This is a genomic window from Martelella alba, from assembly GCF_005217455.1.
Taxonomy (GTDB): Bacteria; Pseudomonadota; Gammaproteobacteria; order Enterobacterales; family Enterobacteriaceae; genus Acerihabitans.
This window is the reverse complement of record NZ_SZPQ01000010.1, coordinates 36,140-48,673: the sequence shown is the minus strand read 5'-3', so window position 1 is coordinate 48,673 and position 12,534 is coordinate 36,140. Positions and strand designations below refer to the sequence as shown.

The 12,534-nt window shown below is 51.6% G+C and carries 8 protein-coding genes; 7 read left to right on the top strand and 1 reads right to left on the bottom strand.

The window, feature by feature from the left end:
- The first annotated feature begins 426 nt into the window (after positions 1–426).
- Positions 427–1,377, top strand: coding sequence for an aldo/keto reductase (locus FCN80_RS08835; RefSeq protein WP_136989797.1), 951 nt, complete (start codon positions 427–429; stop codon positions 1,375–1,377).
- A gap of 25 nt (positions 1,378–1,402) precedes the next feature.
- Here the strand turns inward: FCN80_RS08835 and FCN80_RS08830 are convergent, their stop codons facing one another.
- Positions 1,403–7,252: a hypothetical protein gene (locus tag FCN80_RS08830; RefSeq protein ID WP_136989796.1), complete on the bottom strand. Its 5,850-nt coding sequence runs from the start codon at positions 7,250–7,252 to the stop codon at positions 1,403–1,405.
- A 630-nt stretch (positions 7,253–7,882) separates the two neighbouring features.
- On the opposite strand from FCN80_RS08830, the gene FCN80_RS08825 reads away from it, so the two are divergent.
- The 6 genes from FCN80_RS08825 (at position 7,883) to FCN80_RS08800 (ending at position 12,520) form a co-directional block, all read left to right on the top strand.
- Entirely contained in the window at positions 7,883–8,710 is an 828-nt protein-coding gene (locus FCN80_RS08825) for an urease accessory protein UreD (RefSeq protein WP_136989795.1), read from the top strand.
- A gap of 327 nt (positions 8,711–9,037) precedes the next feature.
- The gene (locus FCN80_RS08820; protein WP_136989794.1) at positions 9,038–9,340 is read left to right on the top strand and encodes an urease subunit gamma; all 303 of its coding nucleotides are present in this window, start codon (positions 9,038–9,040) and stop codon (positions 9,338–9,340) included.
- A 13-nt stretch (positions 9,341–9,353) separates the two neighbouring features.
- Positions 9,354–9,671, top strand: coding sequence for an urease subunit beta (locus FCN80_RS08815; RefSeq protein ID WP_136989793.1), 318 nt, complete (start codon positions 9,354–9,356; stop codon positions 9,669–9,671).
- Positions 9,668–11,371: an urease subunit alpha gene (ureC, locus tag FCN80_RS08810; RefSeq protein WP_136989792.1), complete on the top strand. Its 1,704-nt coding sequence runs from the start codon at positions 9,668–9,670 to the stop codon at positions 11,369–11,371. The genes FCN80_RS08815 and ureC overlap by 4 nt, the downstream gene beginning before the upstream one ends.
- 17 nt (positions 11,372–11,388) lie before the next feature.
- A complete protein-coding gene (gene ureE, locus FCN80_RS08805; RefSeq protein WP_136989791.1) occupies positions 11,389–11,841 on the top strand; it encodes an urease accessory protein UreE in 453 nt (150 codons plus the stop codon).
- 1 nt (position 11,842) lies between these two features.
- On the top strand, positions 11,843–12,520 hold the full coding sequence (locus FCN80_RS08800; protein WP_136989790.1) for an urease accessory protein UreF: 678 nt from the start codon (positions 11,843–11,845) through the stop codon (positions 12,518–12,520).
- Positions 12,521–12,534 lie beyond the last annotated feature (14 nt).

Below are 12,534 nucleotides of genomic sequence, written 5' to 3'. Positions count from 1 at the left end.
TAATCAAAGTGGAGGTTAGCGCCTATCCCAGTGGGCGCCGTTGGCGCAGCCGGTTTCAACATGGGCGCGGGCGGAAATCGGAGCGTACACGGAGTGTGTGAGGATGTTGAGCCCTGCCCAGGGCCAAAATGGCAAGTGAAATAGCCCAATGGGATAGGCGCTTAGCCGTAGAAAGATGCAATGGCGCGGTCTGGGGGGACATGCTGGCACTGTCTTGGCCAGGCGACGGGTTCAGAAATGATGGGTGTCCTTGCCTGTGAAATGGTATGCTGAGTAAAATCAGGCTCCCGGTTTTTCAAGCCGGCATTCCTGTTCGCGGGCGTTGCCGGGGGATGTCAAAAAGCGCGGCGCGGGCGACAGCGCCTGTTGTTCAAATGGCGAAGAATCGCGGCGGCGCGCTGATGGTTTACTGACTAAGGAGGCAATATGGAAACCCGAATTCTCGGCCGGTCCGGCATCGCCGTACCTAAATTGTGTTTCGGCGGCAACGTTTTCGGTTGGACTGTGGATGAGCGAACCTCATTTAGCATTCTTGACGCGCTGCTGGAGAGAAAGCTGAATTTTATCGATACCGCCGACGTCTACTCGGCTTGGGTGCCGGGCAATAGCGGGGGCGAATCCGAGACTATCCTTGGCAACTGGTTGAAGAAAAGCGGCAAACGCGATCACGTCATTCTTGCCACCAAAGTGGGCAAACCCATGGGGGGCGATAAAAAGGGATTATCCGCCGACTATATCCGCCGGGCGGTGGAAAGTTCTCTACGGCGTCTGCAAACGGATTATATTGATTTATATCAGTCCCATGAAGATGATACTTCCGTTGCGCTGGAAGAAACCCTGGGCGCTTTTGATGCATTGATTAAAGAGGGCAAGGTTCGGGTTATCGGCGCGTCCAATTACAGCGGCGCCCGTCTGGCTGAAGCGCTGCGCGTCAGCGAGCGGAATGGTTTGGCCCGCTATGAAACATTGCAGCCGGAGTATAATCTTTACGACAGGCGGTCGTATGAACAGGATTTGGAACCGGTCGTGACCGCTCATGGCCTGGGCGTTATCAATTATTATGCATTGGCCAGCGGTTTCCTGTCGGGTAAATACCGCGCCAAAGAGGACGCCGTGAAAAGTCAACGGGGCGAAACCGTGGTAAGCCAGTACTTAAATACGCGTGGCCTGCGTATCCTGCATGCTTTGGATGAGGTGAGCGAACGCTATCACGCGACCCCGACGCAGATCGCCCTGGCCTGGCAGATGAAACGGCCAAGTATTACCGCCCCTATCGTCAGCGCGACATCCATCGCGCAATTGCAGGAGTTTTCCGTGGCCATGGCGCTCGATTTGCAACAGGATGATTACTTGTTGCTGGAGCAGTCCAGCGATTGACGCGGCCTGGCTTGCCCATGCGGCGCTAACCTGGCAGGGGGAATATCCAGCTTGCCAGGTAATTAAGCTCCGGCGTGGAAAACAGGATATCCAGATAAGCCTGGTCAATGATGTCGTCCGTTTCGTCACCCCCGATGCTGTAGGAAATCATGATCCTTTGCAGATGGGCCCGGGTGTCCTGGTTCAAGTCATGCCGGCGGATAAACTCATCGATAGTCAGTTGCCGCATAATGACCAAATCGAGTTCGACATAAATTGGCGGATAAAAGCGTGGTGGGGCCTCAAGCCGCTTTTTCCGACTGGGTCGCCGGGTATCATGAAGATAAGCCATCAGATCGTGCAAGCGCTGGTGGGTCTTTGCCGGCCAAGTTATTTCGGTGGCGGCGGGGTCCGCCATCGCCGGGGAACGCGGCTGATAAACCCGAAACCATTCCGGTCGCCGCGCGCGTATTTCCTCGCTAATGCGATGCGGATAAGCCTTGACCGGGATATTTAATGCATCGGCCAGAATTTGTCCGGTAGAGAATCGTTGGCCGAAGCCGCTATAGCATGAAAAGAGTTCAATGCTTTGCAACTGGGCAAGAGAAAAGGGTTCTTTGCTGACATAGGGCAGGCCACGGATGATATCGGCGAGATCAAGCGCATCCATATGATTGATATTAAAGGGTAAACCGTGCATTTTAATGCGTAATCGCGTGTTCACGCCGTTAATGAATTCGACGGTGCTGTCCTCGCCAAGCAGCACCCGTTCGCGGCCTTGTTGTTCGGTGATATAATAGGCCACTTGGCCCTGACTGTCATGGTGGGGAATTTTCACGGAGGGCAACGAATCGGCGAATAACGGCGTGTTACTTAATGACCCGTAGGCCTCCCCCGCCACTACTCGCAGAATGTGTTGACTGTGGCGTAAGCGAAATACGCCATTGTCAAACACGCCAATCTGCTCGGCGATGACCAGTGATACCCGCGACGGTATGTTGGGATCGAAAAACTGATTGGCGGCGCCGGCAAAACACCCTTTGCCCAAGGCGATAATCAGATATTCCAGATGGCCTTTGGGATGAAAAAAAGCGACCAATTTGCCTTCGTTGATTTTGATCAGTTCTTCCAATGATTTTACATCTTTGTGATTTGCCAAAAATGACAAGGCGAGAAGCTCATTGTGTCTGGCATTGCCGATAATCCGCAACAGGTGTTTTTTCCCTGATTGGTCAAGTAATCCGGATTTTTTGAGTATCCTAATAGGGAAGAAATTGCGATCTGAGCGGTTGGGTGCGTGATTCCTGACATGCCTGACCAATAAAGTCATTTTTACCGGTTTATTTCTTGATAGTGGATAGATCTTATTGGCCTGCTGCTGCATCCGTTTTATCACCGCGGCTTTATATCCTGGTGGTTCGCGCAGTAACAGACCGTGTTTAACATATTCGTCGGCATAGAAGGCTTCACGATTGTAAAAAAAACGAGCATCATCGAATTCGTTAAAATCTTTATATTTGATAAGACCGAAGTGTTCTGGAGTATATAAGCGGTATAGCCTGAGCCATTCGTGTTCAATGAAAATCTGTTCACGGCTATTAAGCTCTTTATCGGGACGGTATTTTTCGATATCAAAGACAAAACTATCGTCATTTATCAATATCATTAAGACAATATGTTTCGTTAAATTTTGTTCTTCCAGCGTATCCCATAACGCCAAGGCCCGGTACCGTATCGCTATAATGTTCTGCGATTTAAGGAAATGTAGCGTATCAAAGTACATTTTGTCGGCAGGGAAGGGGGAATGAGGTCTCATGAACTTGGGTAAGGGCTGTTCACTAAGCAGGGCGCCGGCTAATTGACGCAGGAATTTCTCGTTGGAATTGGGCAAGAGAGTCATTTCCCCCTCGGACAGGTATTTTTCCGTAAAGGAACGCAAGGATTTTTTCAATTGTGTATTTTCTGACGTATAACCTTTAAACGCCTCGTCAAAATCCCTGACGGGTTCGAAATGAATCGCGCCGAGCTTGGGATAGGCATGATTATCATGCATAATGTCCATTGAACCAAAGGGATAATCGGGAAGCTGTTTTTTGTCGGCAACCCATTTTCCCCGACTGTTTTTGATTATGGCCACAGTGGGCGCGCCCAGCGGGCTTCCATCTGGCGGAACGATAATCCAATGGCGTTCTTTTTCATTCCATTTCACTTTATAAAACTCATCATGAATCATAATGTAATTGTCGGTATTTATCTCGTCCTTGTATGAATAAATCCCGTTTTTATCGACGATTAATGTTTTCTCATCCACCTTAGAACGCCATGAGGCTCGCATTTTTCTTTTTTCTTCCTTCATTTTAATGATGACATTATTCAAGTTTTGGACATTTTCAAGGATAGGGGTGGAAAATGTCTCTTTCATTTTTTGAAAAATGTGTTCGTTCATCGGTACGGGTACGACCAGGGAAAGCAACTCACCGAAAGTGGCCCTCACCGTTTTTAGCGTCAGTTCGGGGAGCGAAGAGATGAGTTCGCCGAACACATAATTGAACAAAATTCGGCGGGGTATCTTATTGACAAACGCTTTTCGCAATGTATTTAGCAAAGTGCCAATGACGATGTGGTTAAATTTTATCCCTAACGAAAAAAGTGAAACCGTTACATCAATCATGTCAAAAAAGACATCATCGAAACGAATTTGATATTCCTGATCATGCCAATTACGGTATAAAATAGTAAAAAAAGGGATAAATGAAAGCACTTGCTCAATGAAAGTATATTCTCGCAAGCTTTCCTTAAGCTGTAGGGCAATATCAGTTAACGCTAATTGATTCAGGTAATCGAAGTTATATGTAAGGGAGGTTTTATTATTGAGAGCAGTGAAATTGTTTTCATTTAGGTAAAAAGATCGTAGGAGATCATGCTGGATATCAGTCTGTTTTATCGGAACGAACATAAATTCAGCGGCGGGTTGTTGCGACATGTAATCCATGGGTTTGATAAAAATAAAGTTTATAAGATCCTCAATATCATTATCTCGATACAATTTATTAATAAATAAATTCCTTATCTCATGCATTGAAACCGGAATTTTGGGGCGGCGATGAATATTCAGCGCCGTTGTTTCGTTAATCCAGGCTTTTTTTAAATCTTGATAAAAATCCCAACAACGACGCTGTGAAAATGGCTTGATTAAAGGTACTCCTGCCAAGGATGAAATAAACATATATTTCCCGCTCTCAGTTTTTAGCAGAGAAAGATAACCCGGATTGATGCGCGGCGAAAGCACCCATACCTGGGATGCCATGGTGTTCTGTAGATAACTTCGTGAAAAAACTTTAAAGGTAAATATCTCTCGTGGGGGGGAAACCAAGTCAAGGAAAGTCAGAGAACTGGTACGAATGACTTGTAGCGTCATGTTCCTGGCTTGATGATAACAATCATGCAGAAGATATTCACTAAATTGATTATAATAGTCATCCAATGTTTCCATCTTCGTGGAGGGTTTTAATTCGTATAGACTGGTATACAGCATACTTGACCGTAAGCTGAATTCAAGGAGATCAATGTGCTCTTGCTGTCGAAATTTTTTTATTATATCAAGAATGTTGAGATTTTCCAACGTATTGATACTTCTGTGGTTTTCATGAGAAAAATACCAAAACAACGATGCCTTTAGCAAAATCTCTATATTACCGTCACGTCTGTTTTTTTCGTAGATAAGAATCTCATCTTCTTTTCCCATCAAGGTGTCAGGCAACAGAGTATCTTTGATTGCGGCGATTTTAGCAAACGCAACACGTTGTGCTTCATTCTTGATTGCGCGGCGTCTGAGTGAAGAAAATATCTGGTTAGTGATAGTGTTTCCCCATTCTTGCAATTTTATTAAGTAATTCAAAATAGAAAAGGTGATGCTATCATTATGGATGATATTTCTAATTTCATGGATCCAGCTTTCGTCCTTGTGGGTATTTATATTTTCTCGTAGGTATTGCACTATAATCTTGTTGTAAATGGCTTTGATGTTATTATGCGGCAACAGATTAACCTCATGCCACGGCAGGTTCTGGTCATCTTTACCCCCCCGGCTACGAAACAATTCGATAAGGTTATTTAATCTTAAAATATGGGGATAATAGTTTACCTTATCCTCGATAAAATAATAAAGTTCATCGGTAAATATCTTTTCAACAAAAGATGTACTGATTATTTCTTCGTCTTCTGAAAAGATTTCGATATTATCATCATATTGTGGTGGCAAAAGGTAATGGGTACTGTATATGCTTATGCCGTTGCTTCGGGTATACTCAAATATCTGAAAAAACACTTTCTGAATGGCTAATTCATTATATTTTTCATGATCATTCTCAGTAAAAGCCTCCAACAATGCTAAATTGTTTTTGTAAAGCGTTCTCTCCAATGGTGTATAGTTATCCACGTAAAGCTCCCGGCAATAGGTCTGATAAGCGTTTTCCATGGCTTTTAAGAGGGTTAATACACTTTGAAAGTAGTGTTCATTGTCGCCAAGGTCATTTTTCCGCTGTTCTCTGATTTGCTGGATCGCATGTTTAAAGTCATTATTTTTTAAGATCTCAAGCACATTCTTCAATAAAACGTTGTTAAAATCTCCGGCGGATAATGTTGTACTTTCACGCCACTGTCCCAGAAGATCCTCGACTTTTATTTCACTTTCTAAATGATTTCGTAATGGGGTCTTTATCGACGGATCCTTTTGCTCAGAAAGATAAAAACGGGCTATTAGTTGCTCGGCTTTTTCTTTGATCATTAATGTATGGAAATATTCTGTTTCATTTTTATAAAAGAGACCTCTATCCACAATGAGTTCTACTTTCTCACCAAGATAAATATCCAGCTCGAGTAAATCCTGCAAGGCGTAATTATTTTCATTCTTGATACCTATACATTCTTGCATGAAAGTTTGAATGAGCAAACGCGCGTCTTCATGGGGTAGATCAAAATGCTCGCTATAATCCCATTCCGTAAAATAAATTTCCATCACGGTCACAAGCCTATCACCCGACGAGGTTTCGGTCTGACGCAGTCTGCGGGAGGGGATGGATGAATGGAGGTTACCTGGTATCATCTTGGCGCTTTGTGACAATGTCTCCCATGATAAGGGAGAACCTGGTACGGCGGTATACGGGAATCCCTTCGCGGAGGACGGAATCATATTTTGCGCGTGGGCGACGGGTAGTCCATGGGGGGGGCTCAGACCTTTTATCAACGTAACCAGAGAAGAGAAGCTTTTTCTCGAAAAAATTTTTATCCGGTCATAGATACCGGTGAGGGAGTATACCGTTTCGGCGCCATGCCATAGGCTATAAGTCGAGCCGCTGGTTTGACGAAGGGCTGGGAGCATGGCCGCGGGGGATTGTCCGACAGGCAAAATACCGGCGAAAATAAATAACAGCAGCGTGGAGAACAGCGGTGACAGTTTGCGGGGATGGGGCGTCAATTCCATATGATATAACGGGCCCAGGAAAATCACTTGCCGATCTTCAAGGTATCCCACATGGATTTCCGTTTTGCTGGGTAAAACAACCCGTTGAACCGCGATCAGATAGCGGCGGCCACCTGTTTCAATCGGGCGGTATTCCCGCCCGCTTGCCGTTGGACGCCATTGCGGATTCCTCCGGTATTCCGTCACCGCTCGAAAAAGGCGTCGTTCCTGGCCGCAAAGAGAGCGCTTGGGCCGGCGTGAAGCCGGTGAACGATGTCCGTCTGGTTGAGTGTACCTGGTTGGGGTGAATGCCTGCCACGGCGACGCTTTGCTGAGTTTGGCAACAACCAGCGCAAGCTGCGCCGGACAATTATCAGGCGCGGCGACAACCGTTGTCCCGGCCATGGAAGGTGTTTGATTTATGGGCATGGGCATGGAATAGGTCCTCGGTAAATCCGCCATCCATAAACTGCATTTTTTCTGGTTGCGGGGTCATTTCGGCCATACGGCCGGGTGAGATGGGAAACCGGTGTCTGTGTTAATTTGCCCGCCCTGGTCCTCTTCATATACGGATTCGGTTAAGGGGCGGGAATGACTGCATGAAGGACATGTTATTTCTTGTGCAAGCCACCGTTAGCGGTGAAAGGGAATTCTGCCGGATGTGTTTCCGCTCATGGTTGTGATACAACTCAAATTGTTTGACGAATATTATTCGAAAGAATAATTATATTTGTGGTTTAGCGCTTGTATTTTATGGAGGCGGGGAATTTGCGTTCCCGACGAATTTGTCGCTCCCTTGCCGCCGCGATGGGACTCGACGTATTTAGAGTATAAAAGGGTTTTTGCAGGGAATCGGATGTTTTCATGAATTATCAGGTCTTGTCTTACATTAGCGTAAAAGAGACCATAAACCAAGGATAGGACGAATGGACACAGCAATTTTCCGCGAAATTTTGATTTCCCGTTTAAGGTTATCGGTCATTCGCCGCCCTTGCAATTGTCCACAATATCATGGATGGTAGTGCGCAACGATAGGTTTACCGCAGCGGCCGGAGGATCAACGTGATGCCATTCGCTACCGATGATTATCATCCCGATGGCTGGCTTGGCCGCCTTGAGCTGGAGTTTGTTCGTCGCGCCACCCGCACCGAACTGTCCCACCGGCGTCACATCGGGCCTTTTACCGTGCAGCGCGCTTTTTATCCAGAAGCCGATTTTCCCCACCTTTACTTGTTGCATCCGCCGGGCGGGGTGGTGGGGGGCGATCGTCTGGAGTTAGCGGTGCGGATGGGGCCAGCCAGTCATGCCTTGCTGACCATGCCCGGCGCCACTAAATTTTACCGCAGCGGCGGCGCTCGGGCGCAGGTCTTGCAACGGTTCTCGCTGGCGCAAGACAGTGTGCTCGAATGGTTGCCGCAGGGGAATATTCTGTTTCCGGCGGCCGATGTTTCCCTTCATAATGAGTTTTGCTTGCAACCCGGCGCGCGCGTATTAGGGTATGAAACCTTTTGCCTGGGTCGGCCGGCGTCCGGTTTGGATTTTCACCAAGGCCGGCTTGATTCGGTGTTATCCATAAAGATGCCCGACTCCCCCGGCCTGTTTGAGCGGTTGCGCATAGAGGGCGGCCGGCTGAGCAAGGTGGCCGACAACCCGTTGTGCGGTACTTTTTTTGCGGCGCCCTGCACGGAGGCAATGCTGGACTGCGCGCGCGCGTTGGTGCAGGAATGCACCGCGCCCATGGCTGGCGCGACGCTGGTGGATTCGCTGTTGGTGGTCCGGGCGCTGGACCATGACAACCAGCGGCTGACATCCCTTTTACAGGGGTTATGGGCGGAATTGCGTCCGGCGCTGCTGGGGCGGCCGGCTATCGCGCCGCGGATCTGGTCCACCTGAGCCGGAACCAACCCGGTGGATTCCGCATTCCCCGTTCCCGTCTGGACAGGTAAAATCAGGCAATACATGGGCGCGCCGCCGGCATGGCGTTGCTACAAGATGGTGCGGCCGGGCAGGGTTGGCTGATAAAGGTGCGCCAAGCGTTCTATCAGGGTGCGGGCATGCCGGTGGATGGGTGCCAGGGCGGGCTAGCCGCTGGCGTGATAATTGCAAACTAAAGCTGCCGACCTTAAGCGGCGGTTCCGTCGATCCGGCAACGGCCCGTGATCACCGCGCCGGGTGCGTTGCGGTTTTTTATCAGGGCGCCTGGGCGACCAAGGAGCATATATGGAATTGTCCCCGAGAGAAAAAGACAAATTGCTGCTGTTTACCGCGGCGCTGCTGGCGGAACGCCGTCGCGCGCGCGGCCTGAAACTGAACTACCCCGAGGCGGTGGCGCTTATCAGCGCGGCCATTCTTGAAGGCGCCCGCGACGGCAAAACGGTGGCCGAGCTCATGAGCGCCGGCCGCGAGGTGCTGACCCGCGACGATGTGATGGAAGGGGTACCGGAAATGATTGCCGACGTGCAGGTTGAAGCCACGTTTCCCGACGGCACCAAATTGGTGACCGTACATGACCCGATAATCTGACAGGATAACCGCCATGATCCCAGGAGAAATGCGTATTGTCGCCGGCGAAATCGAGCTCAATGCCGGCCGCGAACGAATCTCGGTGACGGTCGCCAATCAGGGCGATCGGCCGGTACAGGTGGGTTCGCACTATCATTTTTATGAAGTCAATCCGGCGCTGAACTTCGATCGCGCCGCGACCAGGGGGTTCCGGCTGGATATTCCCGCGGGCACCGCGGTGCGTTTTGAGCCGGGGCAACGCCGGGACGTCACCCTGGTCGCCTATGCCGGCGGGCGGGAGGTGTACGGTTTCCGGGGCGAGGTGATGGGTAAACTGGAGCCATCCTCATGAGCAAAATATCGCGGCAGGCGTATGCGGAAATGTTCGGCCCCACGCAAGGGGATCGGGTCAGGCTGGCCGATACCGAACTGTGGATCGAGATTGAGCGGGATTTCACGATTTATGGCGAAGAGGTGAAATTCGGCGGCGGCAAAGTGATCCGCGACGGTATGGGGCAAGGGCAAATGGTGTCGGCGGATTGCGCCGATCTGGTGTTGACCAATGCGGTGCTAATTGATCATTGGGGGATAGTGAAAGCGGATATCGGCGTAAAGGATGGGCGGATCATGGCGGTGGGTAAAGCCGGCAATCCCGACGTCCAGCCTGGCGTAACCATCCCCATCGGTCCCGGCACCGAAATCGTGGCGGCGGAAGGCAAGATTGCGACCGCCGGCGGCATCGATAGCCATATTCACTTTATTTGCCCACAACAGGTGGAAGAGGCCATTTGCTCGGGGGTGACCACCATGATAGGCGGGGGCACCGGTCCGGCCGCCGGGACCAATGCCACTACCTGTACGCCGGGTCCCTGGTATCTGGCGCGGATGCTGCAAGCGGCCGACAGCTTGCCCGTGAATATCGGTTTTACCGGTAAGGGCAACGCATCCCGACCGGACGCGTTGGCTGAACAGGTGGAAGCCGGCGCCATCGGGCTGAAACTGCATGAGGACTGGGGATCCACGCCGGCGGCCATTCGAACGTGTCTCGGCGTGGCCGATCAATATGATGTCCAGGTGGCCATTCACACCGATACCCTCAATGAAGCGGGTTTTGTGGAGGATACGCTGGCCGCTATTGATGATCGGACCATTCATACCTATCATACCGAAGGCGCCGGCGGCGGCCATGCCCCCGATATCATCAAGGTCTGCGGATACGGCAATATCCTGCCGTCATCCACCAATCCCACCATGCCTTATACGGTCAATACCATCGATGAGCATCTGGATATGCTGATGGTCTGCCATCACCTGGATGCCGGGATCGCCGAGGACGTGGCGTTCGCCGAATCGCGCATTCGGCGCGAGACCATCGCCGCCGAGGATATCCTGCATGATTTGGGCGCTTTCTCGATGCTGTCCTCCGATTCCCAGGCCATGGGCCGGGTGGGGGAGGTTATCCTGCGCACCTGGCAGACGGCCCACAAAATGAAAACGCAGCGCGGCCCCCTGGCGCCGGATACCGATCGCAACGATAACTTTCGCGTCAAGCGCTATATCGCCAAGTACACCATCAATCCAGCCATCACCCATGGCATTGCCCATGAGGTCGGTTCGGTGGAGCCGGGTAAGCTGGCGGACCTGGTGCTCTGGTCGCCGGCGTTTTTCGGCGTCAAGCCGGCGCTGGTTATCAAGGGCGGCATGATCGCCATGGCCCCCATGGGTGATGCCAATGCGTCTATCCCCACGCCGCAACCGGTACATTATCGCCCGATGTTCGGCGTGCTGGGGCATGCCCGCCATGCCACCCGTATGACGTTTCTTTCCGGGGCGGCCTGTGCCGGGGGATTGGCTCAGCGCCTGGGCCTGGAGAGTTTGATTGGCGAGGCGCGCCATTGCCGCCGCGTCAAAAAAGCCGATATGATTCATAATCACTGGCAGCCGGTTATCGATGTGGATGCGCAAACCTACCAGGTCCGCGCCGATGGACAATTGCTGGTCTGCGAGCCTGCCGCCGTCTTGCCAATGGCGCAGCGTTATTTCCTTTTTTAACAGGTCGGGGAACCAGAATGATAGTGTTAACCAAACGCCTGGATCATGCCCATGACAACACGGCGACCCTGACCATCGACCTGGATACCCGTCTTAAAAGTCGGGCCAAGGTCATACTTGACGATGGGCGCGAGGCGGGTCTGATGTTGCCGCGCGGACATATCCTGCGCGGCGGCGAACTCTTGTCCACCGATGACGGCGGGGAAGTGGTGCTGGTTGTGGCCGCGGTTGAAACCGTCTCCACGGTTTATGCCTCGGCGCCGTTGCTACTGGCGCGCATCTGTTACCACCTGGGCAACCGGCATGTGCCGTTGCAGATAGACCAGGGGTGGGTGCGCTACCAACATGATCATGTCCTTGACGAGATGGTGCGGGGGCTGGGGGCAACGGTGGCGGTGGAGCAGGCGCCGTTCGAGCCTGAGTCCGGCGCCTATCAGAGCGCGCCGCACAGCCACGGCCATCACCACTGATATGCCCGCGGATTTGGCGCTGCTGCGCCTGATGCAACTGGTTAGTCCCAGTCTGCCGGTGGGCGGCTATAGCTATTCACAAGGACTGGAATATGCGGTGGACGCGGGTTGGGTCGGTCATGAGGGCGATTTCGTTCATTGGCAGCGACAGATTATCGACGATCAACTGACCCGGCTGGACTGGCCGGTTCTGCTGCGCCTGTATTGCGCTTGCGGCGACGACAATGACGCCGCATTCCGGCGGTGGAGTGATTTTCTGCTGGCGAACCGTGAAACGCGGGAATCGCGTCTGGAGGAAAAGCAGCGGGGCCAGGCGTTGTTGCGATTGATGGCTCCATGGCCGGATGTGGCGCCGCCGCCGGATTGGCAGCCGTCGCTGGCGCGATGCCAATTGGCGTCCATGGCCTGGCTGGGTTACCGTTGGGGCATACCCGCGCAGTCACTGGCGTTGGGGTATGGCTATTCCTGGCTGGAAAGCAGTGTGATGGCAGGGCTGAAACTGGTGCCTTTTGGTCAGCAGCGGGCTCAGGATATTTTGCGCGAACTGGCGGCGCTGCTGCCAAGCGCGTTTGACGTGGCCGCCAGGTTGGGTGATGACGAGTTGGGCGGCGGTTTCCCGTTGCAAAGTATCGCCTCGTCTTTGCATGAGCATCAATATTCGCGGTTGTTCCGGTCATAGCGTCGTTCGGGCCC